Annotated in this window: 23 protein-coding genes and 1 riboswitch; of the genes, 10 read left to right on the top strand and 13 right to left on the bottom strand. The window is 41.5% G+C overall.

Annotation, left to right across the window (positions count from 1 at the left end; all coding sequences use genetic code 11):
- Positions 1–77 precede the first annotated feature (77 nt).
- The 3 genes from AC3WTL_RS20705 to AC3WTL_RS20695 all read left to right on the top strand — a co-directional run bounded on the left by AC3WTL_RS20705 (position 78) and on the right by AC3WTL_RS20695 (position 2536).
- Complete coding sequence (locus tag AC3WTL_RS20705; protein ID WP_197245317.1) at positions 78–716, top strand: FusB/FusC family EF-G-binding protein; 639 nt, start codon at positions 78–80, stop codon at positions 714–716.
- Between the two features lie 191 nt (positions 717–907).
- Positions 908–1525, top strand: a complete 618-nt coding sequence (locus AC3WTL_RS20700) for a DUF47 domain-containing protein (protein WP_048011739.1) — start codon at positions 908–910, stop codon at positions 1523–1525.
- 12 nt (positions 1526–1537) lie between these two features.
- On the top strand, positions 1538–2536 hold the full coding sequence (locus AC3WTL_RS20695) for an inorganic phosphate transporter (RefSeq protein WP_197207808.1): 999 nt from the start codon (positions 1538–1540) through the stop codon (positions 2534–2536).
- 34 nt (positions 2537–2570) lie between these two features.
- Here AC3WTL_RS20695 and AC3WTL_RS20690 read toward each other — a convergent pair whose 3' ends face one another.
- Together AC3WTL_RS20690 and AC3WTL_RS20685 are read right to left on the bottom strand one after the other, a co-directional pair.
- On the bottom strand, positions 2571–3230 hold the full coding sequence (locus AC3WTL_RS20690; protein WP_222500996.1) for an HAD family hydrolase: 660 nt from the start codon (positions 3228–3230) through the stop codon (positions 2571–2573).
- 81 nt (positions 3231–3311) lie between these two features.
- The gene (locus tag AC3WTL_RS20685) at positions 3312–4982 is read right to left on the bottom strand and encodes a M20 family metallopeptidase (RefSeq protein ID WP_492369959.1); all 1671 of its coding nucleotides are present in this window, start codon (positions 4980–4982) and stop codon (positions 3312–3314) included.
- A gap of 271 nt (positions 4983–5253) precedes the next feature.
- On the opposite strand from AC3WTL_RS20685, the gene AC3WTL_RS20680 reads away from it, so the two are divergent.
- Together AC3WTL_RS20680 and AC3WTL_RS20675 are read left to right on the top strand one after the other, a co-directional pair.
- Positions 5254–6555: an NCS2 family permease gene (locus AC3WTL_RS20680; RefSeq protein WP_048011735.1), complete on the top strand. Its 1302-nt coding sequence runs from the start codon at positions 5254–5256 to the stop codon at positions 6553–6555.
- A gap of 136 nt (positions 6556–6691) precedes the next feature.
- Complete coding sequence (locus tag AC3WTL_RS20675; protein WP_197207812.1) at positions 6692–7264, top strand: YitT family protein; 573 nt, start codon at positions 6692–6694, stop codon at positions 7262–7264.
- Between the two features lie 37 nt (positions 7265–7301).
- Here AC3WTL_RS20675 and AC3WTL_RS20670 read toward each other — a convergent pair whose 3' ends face one another.
- The gene (locus tag AC3WTL_RS20670; protein WP_222500992.1) at positions 7302–8690 is read right to left on the bottom strand and encodes an L-cystine transporter; all 1389 of its coding nucleotides are present in this window, start codon (positions 8688–8690) and stop codon (positions 7302–7304) included.
- A 209-nt stretch (positions 8691–8899) separates the two neighbouring features.
- A complete protein-coding gene (gene proC, locus AC3WTL_RS20665) occupies positions 8900–9715 on the bottom strand; it encodes a pyrroline-5-carboxylate reductase (RefSeq protein WP_248346568.1) in 816 nt (271 codons plus the stop codon).
- Between the two features lie 119 nt (positions 9716–9834).
- Between proC and AC3WTL_RS20660 the strand changes: the two genes are divergently transcribed.
- The 3 genes from AC3WTL_RS20660 to AC3WTL_RS20650 all read left to right on the top strand — a co-directional run bounded on the left by AC3WTL_RS20660 (position 9835) and on the right by AC3WTL_RS20650 (position 11444).
- Positions 9835–10440: a DNA-3-methyladenine glycosylase gene (locus AC3WTL_RS20660; RefSeq protein ID WP_248346567.1), complete on the top strand. Its 606-nt coding sequence runs from the start codon at positions 9835–9837 to the stop codon at positions 10438–10440.
- 143 nt (positions 10441–10583) lie between these two features.
- Positions 10584–11111, top strand: coding sequence for a CBO0543 family protein (locus AC3WTL_RS20655; protein WP_197214528.1), 528 nt, complete (start codon positions 10584–10586; stop codon positions 11109–11111).
- A 138-nt stretch (positions 11112–11249) separates the two neighbouring features.
- A complete protein-coding gene (locus tag AC3WTL_RS20650) occupies positions 11250–11444 on the top strand; it encodes a hypothetical protein (protein WP_035326689.1) in 195 nt (64 codons plus the stop codon).
- A 61-nt stretch (positions 11445–11505) separates the two neighbouring features.
- Here the strand turns inward: AC3WTL_RS20650 and AC3WTL_RS20645 are convergent, their stop codons facing one another.
- Positions 11506–12723, bottom strand: a complete 1218-nt coding sequence (locus tag AC3WTL_RS20645) for a homoserine dehydrogenase (RefSeq protein WP_248346566.1) — start codon at positions 12721–12723, stop codon at positions 11506–11508.
- Between the two features lie 108 nt (positions 12724–12831).
- A riboswitch (SAM riboswitch) is annotated at positions 12832–12933 on the bottom strand.
- Positions 12934–13010: 77 nt separating this feature from the next.
- Positions 13011–13649, bottom strand: coding sequence for an NUDIX hydrolase (locus AC3WTL_RS20640; protein ID WP_248346565.1), 639 nt, complete (start codon positions 13647–13649; stop codon positions 13011–13013).
- A gap of 201 nt (positions 13650–13850) precedes the next feature.
- Here AC3WTL_RS20640 and AC3WTL_RS20635 point away from each other — a divergent pair, with 201 nt between their 5' ends.
- Positions 13851–14462 carry a general stress protein gene (locus AC3WTL_RS20635; protein ID WP_248346564.1) on the top strand — a complete coding sequence of 204 codons (612 nt, stop codon included), beginning with the start codon at positions 13851–13853 and terminating at the stop codon, positions 14460–14462.
- 59 nt (positions 14463–14521) lie between these two features.
- Here the strand turns inward: AC3WTL_RS20635 and yhbH are convergent, their stop codons facing one another.
- Both yhbH and AC3WTL_RS20625 read right to left on the bottom strand, forming a co-directional pair.
- Positions 14522–15694, bottom strand: a complete 1173-nt coding sequence (gene yhbH, locus AC3WTL_RS20630; protein WP_048011725.1) for a sporulation protein YhbH — start codon at positions 15692–15694, stop codon at positions 14522–14524.
- A gap of 281 nt (positions 15695–15975) precedes the next feature.
- Complete coding sequence (locus AC3WTL_RS20625; RefSeq protein WP_035326683.1) at positions 15976–16161, bottom strand: hypothetical protein; 186 nt, start codon at positions 16159–16161, stop codon at positions 15976–15978.
- A gap of 117 nt (positions 16162–16278) precedes the next feature.
- On the opposite strand from AC3WTL_RS20625, the gene AC3WTL_RS20620 reads away from it, so the two are divergent.
- Positions 16279–16419 (top strand): hypothetical protein, encoded by a 141-nt coding sequence (locus AC3WTL_RS20620; RefSeq protein ID WP_156185216.1) that lies wholly within the window; start codon positions 16279–16281, stop codon positions 16417–16419.
- 94 nt (positions 16420–16513) lie between these two features.
- Here AC3WTL_RS20620 and AC3WTL_RS20615 read toward each other — a convergent pair whose 3' ends face one another.
- From AC3WTL_RS20615 to queG, 5 genes are all read right to left on the bottom strand, one after another.
- Complete coding sequence (locus tag AC3WTL_RS20615; protein ID WP_048011724.1) at positions 16514–18409, bottom strand: PrkA family serine protein kinase; 1896 nt, start codon at positions 18407–18409, stop codon at positions 16514–16516.
- Positions 18410–18804: 395 nt separating this feature from the next.
- Positions 18805–19554, bottom strand: coding sequence for an oxygen-insensitive NADPH nitroreductase (gene nfsA, locus AC3WTL_RS20610; RefSeq protein ID WP_248346562.1), 750 nt, complete (start codon positions 19552–19554; stop codon positions 18805–18807).
- A gap of 99 nt (positions 19555–19653) precedes the next feature.
- Positions 19654–20127 carry a tRNA (uridine(34)/cytosine(34)/5-carboxymethylaminomethyluridine(34)-2'-O)-methyltransferase TrmL gene (trmL, locus tag AC3WTL_RS20605; RefSeq protein ID WP_248346561.1) on the bottom strand — a complete coding sequence of 158 codons (474 nt, stop codon included), beginning with the start codon at positions 20125–20127 and terminating at the stop codon, positions 19654–19656.
- Between the two features lie 62 nt (positions 20128–20189).
- A complete protein-coding gene (locus tag AC3WTL_RS20600; protein ID WP_248346560.1) occupies positions 20190–21068 on the bottom strand; it encodes an amidase domain-containing protein in 879 nt (292 codons plus the stop codon).
- Between the two features lie 151 nt (positions 21069–21219).
- On the bottom strand, positions 21220–22353 hold the full coding sequence (gene queG, locus AC3WTL_RS20595) for a tRNA epoxyqueuosine(34) reductase QueG (protein ID WP_492369958.1): 1134 nt from the start codon (positions 22351–22353) through the stop codon (positions 21220–21222).
- Between the last annotated feature and the right edge of the window lie 199 nt (positions 22354–22552).

Raw genomic sequence — 22552 nt, 5'->3', positions numbered from 1 at the left:
ATACATTTACATCTTTATGTAATTCTTATAAAGTGAAGTTGATATACAGAGGTGCTGAAGGTATAGGAGTGTGTATAATGGAACCTTTTATCAGGAATGATCAATATAATTTTATTAAATATCAGACCCAAGTGCTGATTAATGGCCATGCATCTGTCAATGATACAGGGGTGCTGAATGCACTGAAGTCTCTTTCTGCAGAAAAGGTAATGGGCCTTTTTGCAGAGCTGAGTGAGGAACAAAACCAGCTTCTTTCCTCAGTCAGTGATATAAAAGAAAGAGATCAGGCTGATGCCTTCCTAGCGCATATTAAGGAATATGTAATACCCTTTCCGTCTATAACTGAACAATCGATCAAAAAACTGTTTCCCAAGGCAAAAAAACTAAAAATGCCAGCACCTGAAAATATCGATTTCAGGGAAATAAGTTACTTGGGATGGGACGACAAAGGTACAAACAGGAAATATATGATCAGCCTGCTGGATGGCAAGCTGACTGGCATATATGGAACATTTAAACCGCTTGGCAAAAAAGGAATCTGTGCCATCTGCAACAAACTGGAAGAAACAGGCATGTTCTTAACTGAAATTAAAGGTTCTCAGTTAGGCACCTATACCAAAAAAGGGAATTACATTTGCCAGGACAGCCGGAAATGCAATGAAAATTTGATTTCACTTGAAAACTTGCATGATTTTATTGGAAGGCTGAAAGGGTAGATTGTCATTTCCCCATAATTAAGACACCGCCAAATTTGGCGGTGTTTTTTTTCAGCTGAAAATAGTCACTTCGTTTATTCTTATTAAACTAGGGAATATTACTGTAATAAAAAAAACTATCATATTTTGTCGATTTCGTATAAAATAATTACGTTTGATTGAAGTTTTCCTAAAATATTGGGGGTAAAAAAATGGTTTTTAAGAAAAAGGACAAGTTTAACACGCTGTTAAGCAATATTTCCATGAATCTAAAGGATAGTGCAATTTATTTTGCCGACTATAAGATCAACAATGTCAGTGATTTAAAAACCTTTTCAAAAACGATGAAGGACTATGAAACAAAAGGCGATTCCTATGTACATGAAGTCATTAAGGAGTTAAATAACGCTTTTATTACGCCGATTGAAAGAGAAGATATTCTTCACCTCGCCATGAGCATGGATGATGTGCTGGATGGATTTGAGGAATGTGCTGATTTATTTGAAATGTATTCCATGACACAGGCTGATGAATTTATGCTGAAGTTCGTGGATGCGATTAAGAACTGTGCAATTGAAATTGAAAAATCTGTTGAACTTCTTTCAACTAAGAAATTACTGCAAATAAGAGATCATGCAATCAAAATCAAAGATTACGAATCCAAGTGTGATGGAGTCCGCCGTCAGTCAATCAAGCATCTGTTTGCTACTGAAAAAGATCCTATTCGCATCATTCAGTATAAAGAAATTTATGAAACACTTGAAGATATTGCGGACAGCTGCCAGAATGTCGCCAATACGCTTGAAACCATCATCATGAAAAATGCTTAAGGGGCGATCACAATGGATGCAGTATTTATTATTACAATCTTAATTGTCATTGGAGCTCTGGCATTTGATTTTATCAATGGATTTCATGATACGGCAAACGCAATAGCTACCTCTGTCTCCACGAAGGCTCTTAAACCAAGGCATGCCATCCTATTGGCTGCCGTCATGAACTTTGTTGGTGCCATGACATTTACTGGGGTTGCCAAAACCATAACAAAGGATATAGTGGACCCTTTCACTTTGCAGAATGGTTCTCTTGTCATTCTGGCTGCTTTAGTTGCTGCGATATTCTGGAATCTGCTGACTTGGTATTATGGCATCCCAAGCAGCTCTTCCCATGCAATCATAGGATCAATTGCCGGTGCTGCGATTGCCGCAGCAGGATTTTCAGCTTTAAACTATCAGGGGTTTTTAAAAATCCTTCAAGCACTTATCTTTTCGCCGTTAATTGCATTTGCAGCCGGTTTTATTGTTTACAGCATCTTTAAGATTGTTTTCAAAAACAACAACCTGACTAAAACAAATCGGAACTTCAGGCTGTTCCAGATTTTCACAGCAGCTCTGCAATCTTATACACATGGAACAAATGACGCACAGAAAGCCATGGGTATTATTACAATGGCACTTATAGCAAACAACTATGTCACTTCAACTGATATACCATTTTGGGTACAGTTTTCCTGTGCATTAGCAATGGGTCTCGGGACTTCCATCGGCGGCTGGAAAATCATTAAGACAGTCGGCGGAAAAATCATGAAGATCCGCCCGATTAATGGAGTGGCTGCTGACTTAACAGGTGCAATGATCATCTTCGGCGCTACATATATTCATTTGCCAGTCAGTACTACTCATGTTATCTCCTCTTCTATCCTGGGTGTAGGATCTGCCCACAGACTTAAAGGTGTTAAATGGGGAACTGCACAGAGAATGCTTATTACATGGGTAATCACATTGCCGATATCAGCAACATTAGCGGGTATTGTTTACCTCATCTTGAATGCGATTTTTTAATTTTAAAAGGAGCGGGCTTAGCCTGCTCCTTTTTTTATCTGCTGCTTTGCCCCATTATCAGTTCATCAATGGGTATTTCAGAAAAAGCCTTGTACCGATTAACCTTCTCATGAAAGGAAAGAAAATGGGTTACATCATTAGGAACGGCCACACAGTGCATTCCTGCCTGAACAGCAGCAATTGATCCATTTACAGAATCTTCGATGGCCAAACTTTCTTCCGGTTCAACGCCCATTTCTTCAAGTGCCTTTATGTAAAGAGCAGGATCAGGTTTTACCTTTTCAACATCTTCTTTTGTTTTGACCGTTTGAAATAGAGACTCGATTCCAAAGTGTTTTAAATAATGCTTAACCCACTCTCTTCCTGAGCTGGATGCAACTCCAAGCTTTAGGCCTTTTTCACTGCATTTTCCTATCAGTTCCTGAACCCCTTCTCTAAGAATTAAAATATCCCTTTGGCTCTGGAACGCTCTTTCTGTTTTTTCCTGTATAGATTTGCGATTAACTTTAATACCTAATTTATCATCAATGTAATTAAAAAGAATATCATCTGTAGTGCCAATGCCCTTCGCAAAATCCTCCAGCCCAAGATCAAATCCGTAATCTTCAAACAGAATTTGCTTAAAGACCTTATACCACAAAGATTCTGTGTCTACAATGGTTCCATCAAAATCAAAAATTACAGCCTTTATCATTTTGTCACCTCCCGAAATTCTCTCCTTACATTAGACGCTTTTTTCCAGTTAAAGTTACTTCTGCCTCGAAAGGCGAGAGATTTAATTTACCTGCTTTTCAAGTATTCTTTTTGTAAGCTTTCGGATAACCTCAGGCAAAATGTCAAATGTATAGGGTTTATAGACCCGCTCAGTCCACTTGTGGCCAGCTTTGCCATAAACACCAAGGTTAATTACAGGTATATTCAAATCCCTCATCGCCTTTAATGGAATCGGAAACAGGTTGTTCAATGCGGGAAAATTCTTTTTAAGAGATTGTATGTCCTCATCCGAGCCATCAAAAGATAAAAAGCTTCCATCTGATAAATAAGGGAAATATTTGCGGACTTTGAATGTTTCGGCTGTTTTCTTAGCCTCTTCAGCAAGCACTTCCTCCAGACAACTTTTTAAAAAGATGCCTCTTTCTGCAGTCACATCAATCGTGTTGGCAGGAAGAAAGGGTGTTCCATAAAAAAGAATCAATCTGGGTTTTTTCTCAGGGTCTGATTTGTGAAGAGCTTCTACAATATCAAAAGCAATCATTCTGGCATCAGTTTCATGAAGTGAGCTCTTATTCCTTGCTTCTTCCATAACACTTACAGTATCGATGCCCTTTTCTTCAAGATAGACAAGAAACTCATCTAAAGCCGTCACTTCTGTTCCCCAGTCCAGCTGTCTTTCCGGCAGCTTATTGACGGTCCGAAAATCCTTATAGGCACCTTCCAGGCGGTGCTCAACAGCGATGGCCGCATCTTCTGCAATCATTTTCAGTTCTTTCGATAGCTGCTTCAGAGGTTTCTCATAGAAAAAATAATTGAAATAAACCCTGCAGCCCACTGCCGTCTGAACGTCATATCGTTTTTTATCATCCCTCATATATAAACAGCTTGGCGGAAGCACCAGTTCTCCTTCCAGCTTCTCAGTCAGCTGAAAATTCTGGCTGATGCGCGCAGTCAGCTCTGCAGCAATTAATGTAGGATCAATTCCTGCAAGACTTTCACCAGCGTGGGTCTCCCTTCCGAAAATGGAGAAACACGGCAAAATCTTGCCTGCTGTACCCGTGTAGATATACTTAGTGGTATCTCCGTCATACAATGGCGAGATAAAATCATTATTTATGGCAGTCATATATTCCAGGCCCATCTTTTCTTTCAGTCTCAGCAATTCGGAAAGCGCTGCTCTGCTTCCTTTATGCTCACCCTCCTCATCAGCGTTGAACATAACCAGCAAATTGCCTTCCAGCTCACCGGGATTTTCCGAGAAATACAGGAGATTGGCCAGATGGACAGCAATTCCGCTCTGCATATCCAATGCCCCTCTTCCAAAAAGCCACTCATTGGACCGGGCATCTTCCTGCACTTCCGGATCAGAGTCGTATTGTTTAAAAAACTCCTGAAGTTTATCTGGATTATGGGCCATGCCCTGAATGGGACCAAAATCCTCTGTGCCGACCGTGTCCAAATGGGCCAGATATATAATGGTCTTTTTGCTCATCTCCCTCCCCTTGAGGAAGGCAAACACATTCTTGCGTCCCAATTCATCTCCGGGGATTTCCTGGGTCCATACTAAATGATCATTATCCTGAAAAGATGGATACGAACAGATTACTTCCTTTAGAAATTCAGCTTTATGCCCTTCTCCATCTGAATGGTTATAGCTCTCCATCTGCACAAGGGCCTTTGTTAAATATTCGGCCTGCTGACTAAGATTCATGGTTTTAAGATTTGCAAACATAGGCCAACCCCATTTCGTTGTCGTTTGACCTTAGTTTATAAGCATCCTCTATTGAGAATCAACACTTTTTTATTTCAGGGGGAAGCAAAATTGCATTAGAGTAGCTTTTTTCTATATATTAGGATGAAACAGCCAATATATAGAATAATAACAATAAGGTCTTGAAATTTACATTAAAAACGAATATTATATAATTTGTGCTTTCTAAACGTTCGTATTTATCAATAACACATATAACCTGAAAGAAGTTATAGTTTATGGGGGACTTTTTATGTTCAAATTAAAAGAAAATCAAACAAACGTAAAGACTGAGGTCTTGGCAGGCATCACAACTTTCTTAACAATGGTTTATATTGTGGTCGTAAACCCTGTCATCTTATCTGATGCAGGTGTACCTTTTGAGCAAGTCTTTTCTGCAACCATTATTGCAACTGTCGCAGGTACTCTATGGATGGCACTGTTCGCCAATTATCCAATTGCCATCGCACCGGGAATGGGCCTGAACGCCTATTTTGCTTACTCTGTTGTCGGCACCCACGGAAATATAGATTACATGACTGCATTCTCAGCAGTATTTATTGCTGGTATTATCTTTATTATATTGTCACTTACCCCTTTCCGGGAAAAGCTGATTATTGCAATACCGGATAATTTAAAGCACGGAATTACTGCCGGAATCGGGTTGTTTATCGCCTTTATCGGGTTGCGCTTAACCGGGCTGATTACAAGCCACCCAACAAATCTTGTTGCACTCGGAGACTTGCATTCTCCTCAATCCATTCTTGCTCTTGTCGGCCTTGCTGTAACATTAATTCTCATGACGCTCGGGATTAACGGGGCTTTATTTTTCGGCATGATTATCACTGCCCTGATTGCCTTCTTTACAGGACAGCTTTCTTTTGACCAGGGATTTGTTTCATTGCCTTCGCTTCCGGATGGGATCATCATTTTAAATCCATTCGAAGCAATCGGAGATGTTATCCAGCACAGTTTATACGCCGTTGTTTTCTCCTTCCTGCTTGTAACGATTTTTGATACAACCGGAACGATGATTGGTGTTGCCCAGCAGGCCGGATTAATGAAAGGCAAAACGATGCCCAGAGCACGTGAGGCCCTTTTGTCGGATTCCATCGCTACTTCTATCGGTGCCATGTTCGGTACAAGTCCGACTTCAGCCTATATTGAATCTTCAACAGGTGTATCAGTCGGCGGAAGAACAGGATTAACAACCTTGACTGTTGCAGGTTTGTTCCTGCTTTCAGCTTTCTTCGGACCTCTTGTCAGTGCGGTATCAGGTCTTGCTGCCATTACTGCACCTGCCCTGATTATCGTTGGAAGTCTGATGATGGGCAGTATTTCTCATATTAAATGGAATGAACTTGATGAAGCATTCCCTGCATTCCTGATTATCTTAAGCATGCCGCTGACATCCAGTATTGCTACAGGTATTGCACTTGGATTTATCGCTTATCCGCTTATGAAAGTGGTAAAAGGGAAATGGAGAGACGTTCATCCCCTTGTATATTTATTTGCAGTATTATTCTTTTACCAGCTTGCGTTCCTGCCTCACTAACCGGAAGCGCCAGCTGAATAAGATCAAAAGCTTGTCCAATCCGGACAAGCTTTTTTTTGCATGGAACCGCTTCTATTTCATCCCTGAACCTTCATATTCTAGAAGTAAAGAATGGACAAGTTAGGGTGATGGGCTTATGTTTGAAAAGCTGCTTGTAACTTTAATAGGAAGTTTATTATTAGGCATTGGCATTAACGGCTTCCTTGTCCCCCACCATTTACTTGACGGGGGCATTATTGGCATAGGGCTGATCCTTCATTATTACTACGAATTTCCCACTGGATTGAGCATGATTGTCCTGAGCATTCCATTATATGTACTTGCCTGGTTTTACGAGAAAAAATACTTCTTCTATAGCCTGCATGGCCTTCTGATTTCATCCTTTATTATTGATTTGCTCTCGGAAATACGGGGGAATTTTGAGCTTTCCATATTGCCCAGCTCCATTTTAGGGGGATGCCTGGTGGGTTTTGGGATCGGCCTTATGCTCCGTTATGAAACCAGCACAGGGGGTACAGACCTGCTGGCACAGCTGATGACAAAGCTCCTTCCTATTAATATCGGCGCTTTGATATTCGCAATTGATGGATTGGTTATTTTAAGCGGATTAAAGATAGTCGGTATTGAAAAATTCCTGTACTCGTTTATAACCATACTATTCGTGGGCGCCATGACGTCCTTAACGGTTATAAAAAAGACGGTCAAATGAAAAAAATCGACAGGTGCCAGGCACCTGTCGATTTTTCTTATGCTTCTGCTTCAATTTTTTCATTTATATCGTTATAAAGGTTTCCATCCATTTCACCTGTGATTCGGCTCGTTAGGATACCGGAAGTCATAGATCCGCTGACGTTAAGGGCTGTGCGTCCCATGTCGATTAGCGGCTCAATGGAGATCAGCAAACCAGCCAGTGCAATAGGCAGATCAAGGGCAGATAGTACCAGGATCGCTGCGAATGTCGCACCGCCGCCGACCCCTGCCACACCAAAGGAGCTGATCGCTACAATGAGAATGAGAGTAAAGATAAATCCCGGTGACAGCGGGTTAATGCCCACAGTCGGAGCAATCATTACAGCAAGCATGGCCGGATAGATTCCCGCACATCCATTTTGGCCAATGGAAAGGCCGAATGATCCTGCAAAGTTGGCAATTCCTTCAGGAACACCGAGTGACTTTTGCGTTTTAATATTCAAAGGCAATGCACCCGCACTTGTTCTTGACGTAAAAGCAAAGGTCAATACCGGGAATGCTTTTTTCAAGTATGTGATTGGATTTAATCCGCTTAATGTTAAAAGCAGCAGGTGAATCAGGAACATAATGGCTAGTGCCACATAAGAAGCAATAACAAATTTTCCTAAATTCAAAATGGAGTCAAAATCACTCATGGCGACTGTTTTCGTCATGATTGCCAAAACTCCATATGGTGTCAAGCGTAAAATTAATGTAACAACTCGCATGATGATTGCATAGAATGCATCCACAATTTTCGCAAAGAGTTCAGCCTGCTCTGGTGATTTCCTTCTCACACCAAGATAAGCGATCCCTAAAAAGGCTGCAAAGATAACGACTGAAATCGTAGATGTTGGTCTTGCCCCTGTAAAATCAAGGAATGGGTTGGCCGGAAGCAAATCAAGCATTTGCTGCGGGAACGTTCTTCCTTCAATGCCCTGATAGGTTTCTTCAAGCTGTTGGCCGCGGGCAGTCTCAGCATCCCCTCCGCTGATTTGGACAGCCTCCAGGTCAAAACCGACAGCTGTTGCAATTCCGACAGCAGCAGCAACTGCAGTGGTACCTACAAGCAGTCCAAGGATAAGGACACTTATTTTTCCAATATTATTTGTTAATTTCAGTTTAGTAAAAGCACCTAAAATCGAAATGAAGACAAGCGGCATGACGATCATTTGCAGGAACTTCACATAACCTCCGCCAACTAAATTAAACCAGTCTGCTGATTTGGCAATAACCTCAGCACCCGGTCCATATATCAGCTGAAGTGCGAAGCCAAACAGGATCCCTAAACCAAGCGCTGTAAACACACGCTTTGAGAATGAGATATGCTTTTTCTGCATAAAGAATAATGCGCCTAAAAGAAGCAGCATTACGATAATATTTAAAACTAAAAGTCCTGTACTCATCGGACTGAATCCTCCCCAAAAGATGTTATCATAATGACTTACTATAATACATGTATTCCTATGAGTCAAGTCGGAATTAAAATTTAAATTTTCTTATTATATATTCCATTTAGCTGTGGAATGTTCTTGTTTTTCTTTTTATTTGTGCCTAAAACCATTGAAAAACCCGGCAGTATAAAAAGTGCCGGGTCCAGATAGATAATTCTTGGCTAATTATTTTTCCGGGAAAGTGCCTTTGTCTTTTCAAAGCATTGTTCCATCGCACTCAGGACCGCTGAACGGAACCCTTTTCTCTCCAGTTCGGCAACAGCTTCTATTGTTGCACCTCCTGGAGTACAGACCTCATCCTTCAATTCCGCAGGATGCTTGCCTGTTTCCAGCACCATCCTGGCTGCCCCCAAAATAGCCTGTGCTGCAAGCTCATAAGACTGATCACGGGGCAATCCGGCTTTTACACCTCCATCTGCCAATGCTTCAATGAAGATATAGGCATAAGCGGGCGAAGAACCGCTGATAGCCGGAATTGCGTCCATCATCTTTTCTTCCATAACCGCTGCTCTGCCAATACATGAAAATATTTTGATTACATCTTCCATCTCCTCAGGAGATAGCGATTCATTCGCTGAAAGAACACACATGCCTTCACCTACCAATGATGGGGTATTAGGCATGGAACGGACTGCTTTAATCTTTCTGCCAAATGACTTTTCCATAAAAGAAAGACTTATGCCTGCTGCAATCGTTATGATAATTGTATGGGAAGTAATGCTATCTTTAATTTCTTCAATAACCGCAGCATGCGCATCAGGCTTAATAGCCAGAAACAGTATATCTGCTACCTCAGCTGCCTCACTATTAGAAAAGCGTGTTTGTATATCCCACCTGCTTTTAACGTCAACAAGCGTCTTCTCCGTTTTCGCTGAAGCAATAATCTGCCTTGCATTCACCAGATCAGATTTTAATATACCCCCGATTATTGCCTGAGCCATTTTTCCGCATCCGATAAAACCGATATTTTTATTCATTAATCCACACATCCTGTCTTGTATTCCTTTTGCTATTATACTGGGTATGGTTATGAAAAAATAGCACAGGGTAAAAACATAAGACTGAACCTCATAAAATACTATTGGAGAGATTGACTATGAAGGAAATAACACAATATGCTCCTCTTCCAGAAAGTTTTTACCGGCAGCCGACGCTTCAGCTGGCTGAAGCACTTCTGGGCTGCTTATTGATCAAAGAAACTGAAGAAGGAATGGCATCAGGCTATATTGTTGAGACAGAAGCTTATATGGGCCCGGAAGACAGAGCAGCACACAGCTTTGGAAACAGGAGAACAAAAAGGACCGAGATCATGTTCAATGAACCCGGTTTTGTCTACACTTATGTGATGCATACCCATTGCCTTGTTAATGTGGTAAGCGGCCCAAAAGAAAAGCCGGAAGCTGTATTGATCAGAGGGATTGAACCTGTCGAAGGACTTGAGTTAATGAAGAAAAGACGTAAGATGGAAGATCTTAAAAACCTCACTAATGGTCCCGGTAAATTAACTAAAGCCCTTGATATAACAATAGATGATTATGGCCGCCATTTTACCAGCCCTCCTCTAATGATTGCTAAAGGAATCCCTCCCGGGGAAATCAAACGGGGAAAACGAATAGGCATTGATAATTCCGGTGAAGCACGGGATTATCCCTGGAGATTCTGGATGGCGGATAGTCCTTATGTATCACGGAACAGAAAATAACAGCTATGTAAAAAAGCAACCGGAAAGCCCCCTTCTGATTGGGTTTTCCGGTTATTTATTTGTCTTAACCTGCTTAGTTTTTTTATTTTTTCTTAAATTGGATAGGATAGGAATAACTGTGCGCTCTGGGAAGAGGTGAATGGATGAATGCTCTTTATGCTTTTTTGTGGATTTTCGCTCTATGGAAGTGGGGTGACTGGAGAAATTGGAAAATGTATTATCCCACCATCCTTTTTTACATATTAGGGGACTTTTTATATTTATATCTGCTCTCAGACTTTTATCCGATGTGGACATATGATCCACAGGGGGTCGATGAGAAGGTGAATCTTACAAATACCCATGTCAGTTTTTCCATAATGGCTGTAAAGTATCCGGTAACCATTTTGATCTATTTATACAGATTTCCTGGTGGCAAACTTATTAAGAAACTGCTTTATATTTTAGGCTGGGTCCTTCTCTATACTGTAAATGAGGTTGTTGACATCAAATTAAATTTGATAAAGTACGATAATGGCTGGAGTTTAAAATGGTCGATTCTTTTCAATGCTGTTATGTTTACCATCCTTTGGGTGCACCACAAGCGGCCAGCTGCCGCATGGGGACTGTCCATTCTTTTCATCCTCTTCCTATGGAGGCAGTTCAACGTACCATCTGCTGTTTTTAGATAAGTGTCTAATTTCATTGCAATTTGTCGATAAAAAAACAAGCTATTTTACTGGACTTTTTTTATTAAAGCGTTTATTTTACTATAAAAAGGCAATATTCTATGTATAAGTTTCAATAAATTGGAATGGGATGGTGTTACGATGGCAAACAAGAAAAATGTTAAATCTCCCGGCAAAGATCTAAATATTGGTGCGAATGTTTCATTAAACGGCCTGGTAACAGCTGTTTTTGATAATATGGTCCATGTCCAGATTGGCGCTAAGATAGTAACAGTTCATGTTAAAGACCTGTATTCCGGATTAAATAATCCTTTATTTAATAAACAGCAGGCTTAGTATCCACCATCTCTAAACATACTTCAGGAGGGGCAGCTCAAAGGCTTGCCCCTTCTGTTTTTTAGACCGGCTGTACCTGCTTATACTTCCCTGCCGTGACTGCATAATCTCCAAGCACTTGATAAGCCTTCAAACCGGATTTGTCTAATAATGACACAGCTTCTGCAGCTCCCTTAACGATCAGGGCCTGTTCTGACACTTTGCTGGCGATTTCAACTCCCTCAGGGAATTCATATCCTTCAGCATCACCCAATATAACCCAGAGCGGCTGTTCAGGAACATTTTCTTCCGATCCAGCTTCCTCAAATACTGAAGGTAAATCGGCTTTGCCCACATGAATCAGATCTTCAATAATCGCACTCGCTGTCGGGAACATGCCTGCTCCAGGTCCCTGCAAACTGATATTTCCGACAATATCCGCATCGATTGAAACGGCATTCTGCACGCCTTCTACTCTGTATAAAGGATGAGATTCTCCTGTCAGGACCGGCTTTACTGTACAGCGGACAGAATCTTTTTCCTTCTGAATTGATGCTATATGTTTAAATTTCAGCCCCAGCGAATCAGCCAAACGGATTTGTTCAATCGTAATATCAGTAATGCCTTCTCTTACAGAGTATTCCTGTTCCGGCGCTTTCCCGAATACAAGCTCGCTCAGAACAACTGCTTTGTAAAAGGCGTCATATCCTTCGATATCGTTTTTAGGATCGGCTTCTGCATAGCCTTTTTCCTGAGCGATTTTCAATGCTTCTTCAAATGATACGTTCTCCTCGCGCATACTTGTCAAAATGAAATTGGATGTGCCATTTAAAATTCCTTCAATCCGTTCGATCCTGTTGGCATTCAGCAGCTGCCTGATGGTCTGAATGATGGGGATTCCGCCGCCGACTGTTGCTTCAAATCCCAGTGATACATTCTTTTCTTTTGCCAGCCTCGCAAGCTCACTTCCATGAAATGCAAACATCTCTTTATTCGCTGTAATGACGTGGCATCCTCTCGATATGGCCTGGCGCAGATACGTATAGCCCGGCTCCCTGCCAACAATGGCATCAATTACGACATCAAGCTTTGGAAGCTCAATAATATCCTGAAAGTCATCTGTTAAAAGCACCTCTTCATCAGGCAAAGAATGTTTATTCACATTTTTGACCAGGATAGCTGAAACCTTCACTTCTTTCCCAAGTATCGCCTGAAGCCTTTCCTGATGCTTTCTGATTGTTTCATACACTCCTTTTCCTACAGTTCCAAACCCCAATAGCCCGATCGTTATCGCTGACATTATTTATTCCCCCTTGATAAAATTTATAAAGCCGCCGTAAAAACAAAAAACCCCTTCCGTCCATTACAGACAAGAAGGGGTTTGAATTAATATTCCGTTCATTCCGCCTTCTTATCTTCGGAAAATGTATTCCTCTGAATTTGGCACCGTGCATGAATGCTGGTTGCCGAGGCTTCATAGGGTCAGTCCCTCCGCCTCTCTTGATAAGAAGTTTCTAAGTATTCAATTTATATGAATCATAAACATTTATCAGGTCTGCGTCAACCTTTTTTGAAAAATTATTTTCTTCAGACGCTTTCACTTTCATTGAAATCTTCCGTTATGATCTCAAGAAAATGCTTAAGAATTCTGGCAGTCAGCCCCCAGATGACCTTATCCTGGAAATAGTAAAATACCTCTTCCGCTCTTCTTGTCTGCCAATTGTAATTTTCACCTCCGGCAATCAAATCAAAAGGGAAATTTTCTTCTGGCTCTACCTTAAAATTCACGTGATACGTTTCCGGTTTTACTTTTTTCAGAAATGACAGAGGCACAGTAAAAACCTCTTCTACTTCATCAGGGTTCGGCACAATCTTGTCTGGGTTTTGGATAATGCCTGCATAAGGGTAAATAATTTGACCGAAGGAAATCATGTAATCCAGCGGGGAAACATTTGTGATGCTGTCATCGCCCACACCGAGTTCCTCAGAGGTTTCACGGATGGCCGTATGCTCTTCATCCCTATCTTCCGGATCTATCCTTCCGCCGGGGAAACATACCTCCCCAGGCTGCCTTCTCATTTTTAGTGAACGTACTTCAAATAGGACATGTACCTCATTATTGATTTCAACCAGCGGAAGCAAAATAGCGAACTTCGAAAATCGCTCACTCCCCAAAATGATTGGGGTTCTGTTCCTTAACCTTTTAGTCAGTTTCTCAATCTCCATATCTGCCCACCTCCAGCAGCAATTCAATTCAGTTATTATCTCTTTATCATACTGTATTCTTTGAGTTTTATTAATTTTTATGGCTTGTGCCAAATACGGACTATATGCTATTGCATCCTGACTTCAAAAGTAAAAGAACGTTTCTCCGCCTGCAAATCAGGGAAAATAAAAAAATATCATAATACACTGGGAGTGAAAAATATGAAGAAGAATATATTAATAGGCGGATACGATACACAGCAAGAGCTTAAAGAAGCCATTGAAGGTGCAGGGTCAAATGGATATCAGAAGGAAAATCTCGTGATCGTCTCAAAGGATGGCGCAAATCTTGAGAGCTTTGCAGACAATTACGGAGTGAACTTGCGAATAGTCGGTTCCCAGGAGCTGGGCAATCAGCGCTTTCTTGATTCTGTTAAAGCTCTTTTCATGGGAGAAGACCCTGCCACAAGTTCAGGAATTGATCCCGATAAAAAAGATGGTACACGGTTTGATGAACATGACCTGGATCAATACGCAGGCATGGTTTTTGACGGAAAGTATGTTTTAATCGCTGACTATTATGGGAAATATCCAAACTCCACTCAGGACAACCAGAGAATCACTGCCGAAAACTCTGAAGGATATATGGAGAGTGCTTCAGCCCGGGAGGTTGTCCATGAATCGGATATCAAAACACTGGCAGATAAATCCGCTGATACATGCTGTGTCAACGATAATTCCAGTCGTGTACAGCATTCACATACTTCAGCAGAGGTGAAAACCAGTGGTGAAGTAAATCGGGAAGAAGTGCTTACAAAGGACAGGCTTAAATAGCAGCAGCCCCCTGAAAATGGGGGCTTTTTGCTGAAACAAAAAGAGAGGTTTCCCTCTCTTTAGGCATATTTCTTCTTATCCTCTTCCTGTTTGAAAAAGCTTTTCATCGCATGGAATACATCTGCTTTTTGCTTAAGAATAAAATATCGGAAATCATCATTTTTGATATTTTTATAGGCGGACATCAGGGTCGAGTGGCGGTTGTACTGGTTGACCTCACCGTATCCAAACATATTGGACACCTTCATCAGGTCTTCCACCAGCTTGACACAGCGGGCATTATCAGAGGTCAGGTTATCACCGTCTGAGAAGTGGAAAGGGTAAATATTAAATTTACGCGGATCGTACTTGGCATCTATCAGCTCAAGTGCTTTTCGGTAGGCAGATGAACAAATCGTTCCACCGCTTTCTCCTTTTGAAAAAAAGTCCTCTTCTGAAACCACTTTTGCTTCTGTATGGTGGGCAATAAATTCAATTTCAACTGTCTCATATTTGGTTCTCAGGAACCGCGTCATCCAGAAGAAAAAGCTTCTGGCCATATACTTTTCCCATATCCCCATCGATCCGCTCGTATCCATCATCGCAAGCACGACAGCCTTTGAATCAGGCTTTACAATTTCGTTCCAGGTCTTAAACTTCAAATCTTCCTTATAAATCGGGTGGAACGCTGCCTTTCCCTTCATTGCGTTGCGCTTAAATGCCGACATCATGGTCCTTTTCTTATCAATATTGCCCATTAACCCTGTCTTTCTGATGTCATTAAATTCAATATCCTCTATCACATTTTCATCCTGTTCTTTTCTCTTTAAATTAGGTAATTCCAATTGTTTAAATAAAGCTTCTTCAATTTCCATCAGTGATACTTCTGCTTCAAAATAATCCTCGCCTGCCTGGTCGCCTGCTCCTTGCCCCTTTCCGGGTCCTTTCTTGCTGCCGGATCCGTCACGGGCCACTACATCTCCAATCTGGCTATCTCCATCGCCTTGGCCGACATGTTTGTTTTTATCATAGTTATAACGGATTTTGTATTCATCCAATGAGCGAATCGGAATCTTTACCACTTCCCGCCCATTCGACATTACAATGTTTTCTTCCGTTATTAAATCAGGCAAATTGTTGCGGATTGCTTCCTGGACTTTATCCTGATGACGCTGCTGGTCATCATAGCCTTTGCGATGGAGGGACCAATCTTCTTGGGAAATCACAAACTGATGGTTATTGACATTCGTCATGTTAACCCCTCCTTTTAAATTAAATTTCACACATTACAGCTTTCCAACATACAATATCGCGAGTGTCAAAAAAGATGAAACATCCCCATTTCAGCAGTCTGCCTTCATTTCATAGATTCATTTCCCGGCAGTGATTTTGATATTCATGCACCAATACAAAGAAATGTTTATTACTCTATCATATGCGGGAAGACAAAATAATTTACAAATAATTTTGACAATAAGACATTCGAAGCATCTTTTGGACAAGCCCATTTTTTATACAAAATAAACCTCCGCGGTTAGCGAAGGTTCTTGTCCTTGTTTTTATTCTGAATAGGATCCGGATATTTATCGTAATCCTCTTTTAATTCTTTATTGGTCCGGAGATTTTCCATCTGCTTGCCCAGGTTTTCCATTTCCTCAATATTTTCTGCCATTGAGCTGTTTCTCGGTGTATAATCCTTATCTAATTCTTTCTTTTTCATGAATATCACCTCTGCTGTATATATACCCCTAAACGGGCTAATCTAAACTTTTATACTGATTCTGCAGGCATAATTATGGCCAAGTGTAAATAGGATTATACAAAAGGGGGGGATTTTATGAGTGAAATCCTTTGCTGCAGCTGGTGCGGTGAATTATCGATATTTGAGCGGACCGTTTACCTTGAAAATAAGCCAATCTGTCCGGAATGCCAGAAAAAAAAGAAAGAACCCGCATTAAAAATCGACAAAAATGGATGAAGAGGCTTTTCGAAGCCTCTTTTTTTATATGTATTAAATCTATTAATTACATACTAAAAAATAAGCCTGGCAGCAATACTGCCAGGCCCTCCATTTATCGATTCAGCAAGCTTCCCACATAGCGGAGCAGTTCGTTTGCTGATGTGGAGTTATATCCATGTTCGTCGATCAGACGTGCTACTACCTCATTCACCTTCTTCAGCTGCTGCTCATCCGGCGTTTTTGAAGATGTTGTGATTTTCACGACATCCTTCAGGTCGGCAAAGAGTTTCTTCTGAATGGCTTCGCGCAGACGGTCATGCGAATTATAATCAAAGCGCTTGCCTTTCCTGGCATAAGCGGAGATGCGGATGAGGATTTCCTCCCTGAATGCTTTCTTCGCATTTTCGGAGATGCCAATCTGCTCTTCGATTGAGCGCATCAGCTTTTCATCCGGACTGATTTCCTCACCGGTTAATGGGTCGCGCAGTTTCGCTTTATTGCAGTATGCTTCAACATTATCAAGATAGTTTTCCATAAGCGTTTTCGCAGATTCTTCATAGGAGTAAACAAATGCCTTTTGGACTTCTTTCTTAGCGATATCATCATACTCTTTGCGGGCCAGAGAAATAAAGTTCAGATATCTTTCCTTAAGCTCTGGAGTAATGGATGGATGCTGATCCAATCCTTCTTTTAGCGATCGCAATACATCCAGCGCATTGATGCTTGTGATATTTTTGCGGATGATTGTCGAAGAGATCCTGTTGATGACATAACGCGGGTCAATGCCGCTCATGCCCTCATCTGCATGCTCTTTTTTCAATTCTTCCACATCTGCTCTATTATAGCCTTCAACACTCTCTCCATCATACAAACGCATTTTCTTAACTAAATCAATATCGCCTTTTTTCGGATCCTTCATGCGGGTTAAAATCGTAAACATCGCTGCCACTCTTAAAGTATGCGGTGCAATGTGCACATTGGAAACATCGCTTTCACGGATCATTTTATCGTAAATCTTCTCTTCCTCTGAAACCTTTAAATTATATGGGATTGGCATAACGATTATCCTGGAATGCAAAGCTTCATTCTTTTTATTGGAAATGAATGAACGATACTCTGTTTCATTCGTGTGAGCGACAATTAGCTCATCTGCCGAAATCAGGGCAAAGCGTCCGGCTTTAAAGTTGCCTTCCTGAGTCAGGGATAATAAATGCCATAAAAACTTCTCGTCACACTTCAGCATTTCCTGGAATTCCATCATACCGCGGTTTGCTTTATTCAGTTCCCCGTCGAAACGGTAGGCACGAGGATCGGATTCTGAACCATATTCAGCAATAGTTGAAAAGTCAATGCTTCCAGTCAGATCAGCAATATCCTGGGATTTCGGATCTGAAGGGCTGAAAGTTCCAATCCCCACCCTGCGGTCTTCGGAGAAAATGATTCGTTCAATTAAAACATCTTCTATGCGGCCGCCATACTCCTGTTCAAGACGCATACTATTCAATGGCGATAGGTTTCCTTCAATTCTTATTCCATACTCATCATAAAAATCCTTGCGGAGGTGATGCGGAATTAAATGAAGCGGATCTTCATGCATTGGGCAGCCCTTAATAGCATAGACCGCGCCCCTTTCAGCGTGGGAATATTGCTCCAAGCCTCTCTTTAGCATTGTCACTAATGTTGATTTACCGCCGCTGACAGGACCCATTAATAAAAGGATCCTTTTACGGACATCAAGGCGTTTGGCAGCAGGGTGAAAATACTCTTCTACCAGCCTTTCCAATGCTTCTTCTAATCCAAAGAGCTGATTGCTGAAAAATTGGTATCGTTTTTGCCCTTTCACTTCTTCGACACCGGCATCCTTAATCATATTATATACCCGCGAATGTGCTGACTGGGCAACCCATGGCTTCTCTTTGACAATTTCTAAATACTCTCCAAAAGTCCCTTCCCATTTAAGCTTTTCTTCCTCGTGTCTGTACATCTCAATTTTTTTTAGAATATCCATAAGGACCTCCCCCTGTCGCATTATCAGAGACGATTAATATACTCTATGCGCACCGGCAATCGAACATGCGTAAACTATTAAGAGTTTGGTTTGTACTTTTTACGGGGATTAATTATTAGGAATACTTTGCTGCAGGAATCTAACTGTAAAAAAAACTCCATACTTTTCATTCACAGTTATACATTTTTGGGCTATAATAAGCTTATATTTACATGCTTGCCTATTGAGATACCGCTAAAGGAGGATTACATATACATGGGTACAATTATTATTATCGGTGTAATGGTTGCTTTCCTTGCTGCTATTTTCACTGCCGGCTATGATGACAAGCCAGGCGTAAGCAAAAAATAAGCTGCTGATCTATTCAGCAGCTTTTTTCTTATTTCAATATTCTCCTAGCTTAAATCCATCTTGTTTTTCTGAACAAAATCCTTCATATACATGCGTGTCTGCTTTTCGAGCATGCCGGCAATTTGACTGGTCCAAGTGTCCTTCCGCTTGCCGCCTGTACGCTCATCATAATACTCGGAAATGATTTTATTATACACTTCCAGCTCTTGGCGGTATGCTGTTTCATCCTGATTATACTCATTTTCATGATAAATGTGCTGAAAAGGGAGCCGCGGTTTTTTGTCGTTCTTTTTGGAAGGGTAGCCAACAGCCAGTCCAAACAAAGGAATCACACGATCTGGTGTTTTTAATAGCTCAGCCACTCCCTCCAGATTATTTCTTATTCCGCCAATATAGCAGAGTCCAAGTCCCAGCGATTCTGCAGCAATGGCAGCATTCTGCGCAGCCAAAGCAGCATCAATGACAGCCACCATAAACTTCTCTGTGCTTTCGATTGATGGGATTACATTTTTATTTTCCATTTGTCCGATGACTTCATGACGATGCAGATCAGCACAAAACACGAAAAAATGGCCATTATCAGCTACATAATTCTGATTGCCTGCCATTTCAGCAAGTTTCGCTTTCTTTTCTTTATCTGTCACTCCGATTATTGAATAGGCCTGGACAAAACTTGAAGTGGAAGCAGCTTGAGCAGATAGTACAATTGTTTCAATCTGCTCTTTAGACAGAGGCCTGTCCTCAAAATTCCGGACGGAACGATGGTCCATCAGCAAGTTGGTAACTTCATTCATCACATCTCATCCTTTCCATATGTACTTTTTCATTTTACCCAGAGAAGAAAGTTTTCTCCAAAGAAAAAGGCCTGATAATCTTTCAGGCCCTGTGTTTTCCTATGATAAATGTAAGTATTCCTGCTGGCGCAGTGCTTCATAGACAAGAATGGCAGCTGTGTTGGATAAGTTAAGCGAACGGATATTATTGTTGATTGGTACCTTTAACAAGCGCTCTTTGTTTCTTTCAATAACATCATTGGGAAGACCGGTCGTTTCCTTGCCGAAAATAAAATAATAATCCTTCTCGACTTTGCTATAGTCAAAAGTGGAATATGGCTTGGTGCCATCCTTCGTTAAATAGAAGTATTCACCTTGTTCAGTGCTTTTAAAGAAATCATCCAATGAATCATGATAAACAATTTTTACAAATTGCCAGTAATCCAGGCCAGCCCGCTTCAGCATTTTATCATCTGTTGAAAAGCCGAGCGGCCGGATCAGATGCAATGTCGTATCAGTAGCCGCGCAGGTACGGGCTATATTGCCTGTGTTGGCCGGAATTTCCGGCTGATATAATACTACATGCAATCCCACTTTTTTCACCTCTAAATTAAATCTGCATGTGTTATTATATCACGTTGAAATCACCATACAAATTACTGATCATCGGTAATTGTCAAAAATTTATATTTAATATTTGGTGTATAAGCTGTTGAATCTTCGTAAGCCCAATAGCGCATTCGGCTGTTATAGGTGTGGGCATTGACGAGGGGCATTCCTGATGCATCTTTGCCCGTCACGATTGTTGTATGGTCAAAGCGCCCGTCTCCCTGAAAATCGTAGCAAATAACATCTCCTATTAAGAGCTGATCCGCACTGGAGACTTCCTCAGCCCTCAACCCTGAATTTGAACTGGGCAAATACCACCGCATTGAATTCGCTACTGTCCAGCTGTAGCTCCAATTCCCGCTTCTCATCCACCAGCCTTTACCGCGGTTGGGGTATCCCCTCATTGGGCCGCCGCCTGCATGAAGGCACTGGGAAATATAATTGGTGCAATCCACATCAAATTTCTTATAGGCCGGATTATAAGTGTTCCACCATTTTTCTGCATACTGTACAGCCTTCATGCGGTCATATTCATACTCATACCTTTCTTCTTCTTCAAATACCCGGTCTGAAGATACTTCTTCTTTTTTACTATCTTTAAAAGGATTTTTCTCCCGGTCTTCAACAAATACTCCTTTATAGAAGTCGGCTATCCGCTCTTCAATCTCTTCTTCCAAATAAAATATGCCTTTTTGTTTAATTAGATATTTGAAGTGAACTCTATATTCGACCGGAGTCACATCTTCCTTCTCCTCGCCGACCCTGATCACATTTCCGGTTGCCTGTGCTTTCACAATCTCACCGGAGCGGCCGGAAAGAGATTCTTTCTTTTTCTCAATCTTAGGGCATGTATGAATTGAACTTCTTGAATGGGAAACGCACTGCTGCACTCTTTTCTTTAACAGCTCATGAAGCTGGTCCCTCACGCACCTCACTCCTCTCCTATTCAATACATATGAGAGGAAGCAAAGGACTTTGCTTAATTTTTCGCGCAATCCTGCAGTAAATCAGCCGAGCTGACCAGCTTCTGCGGTCATACAGAAAAAAAGCTATAAAAAAAGGGGGGATTTCTCCCCCTCATTGTTCAAAAAAACTCAAACCTTTTTCTATTTCAGCAATGACTTCTCCGTCTTTCTCCTGCTGCAATGCCTGTTTTAGTGCAAGGAGTGATTTTTCCCCGCCTATTTTCCCGAGCGCCCATGCGGCCGTTCCCCGTATTACCGGCCTCGGATCCTCTTTCATAACTTTAATCAGGTCTTCTGCCGCTGTCTCATCTTTGTAGTGAGCCAGGGCGATGATGGCATTTCGCTGGATCGGCTTTTTCCCTCTCCAGGAACCTGAGACCGGGCCATATTTTTCTTTGAATTCACGGTTGCTGATAAAAAGAAGCGGCCTTAAAAGCGGCTTTGCCACTTCCGGATCCGGCTCCATTTCATCATGCAGATGAAAATCCTTGCCTTTATTTTCAGGACATACAGTTTGACAGGTGTCGCAGCCATAAAGCCTATTCCCCAGTTTTTCTCTATACGGCTCTGCGAGAAAACCCTTTGTCTGTGTCAAAAAGGCAATGCATTTCTGTGCATCAAGCTGACCTCCCTGAATTAAAGCCCCTGTCGGGCAGACCTCAACACATTTATTGCAGCTTCCGCATTTGTCTTCCATTGGCTTATCAGGCTCAAAAGGCAGATTTGTTATCATTTCTCCAAGATAAACATACGATCCGAATTCCGGTGTGATGATGGAACAGTTTTTTCCGCTCCAGCCGATTCCGGCACGCTGGGCAACGGCCCGATCTACCAGCTCACCTGTATCCACCATGGATTTGCATATCGCCTCAGGAATTCTTGACTGAATGAATTCCTCAAGCTTCTGAAGACGTTCCCTCAGGATATGATGATAATCCTTCCCCCATGAAGCCCGGCAGAAAATCCCCCTTCTTTCACCTCTTTTGCTGACAACCCTTACCTTCATTTTGGAAGGATAAGCAACCGCAATGGAAATAATAGACCGGGGCTTGTCCATTAGCAGGCCGGGATTCACCCTCTTCTCAATATCAGGCTCTTCAAATCCTGACTGATATTGAAGCTCCTGCTGGCGAATCAGCCTATTTTTCATTTCATCAAATGTGCCCGCTGTCGTAAAACCGATTTTATCAATGCCAATTGTTTTGCTGTATTCAATCACTTCCTGCTTGAATTGTGCAAAGTCCATTGTATGACCTCCTTTCATGGAAAATTTAATTTATATGAAAACAAGCCGTATCAAAGCCGGTGACAGATACCGCTTCTTCGGCCAAAATGAAAATAAGATGCGTCAAAGCGCTGGTTTGAGGCCGCTTATTCAGCTAAAGTGAAAATAAAATGCGTCAAAGCGCTGGTTTGTGACCGCTTATTCAGCTAAAGTGAAAATA

The sequence above is a fragment of the Cytobacillus sp. EB106-05-05-XG126 genome (assembly GCF_058791715.1).
The sequence above is the reverse complement of the archived record's forward strand: the minus strand, read 5'-3'. Positions and strand labels throughout refer to the sequence as shown.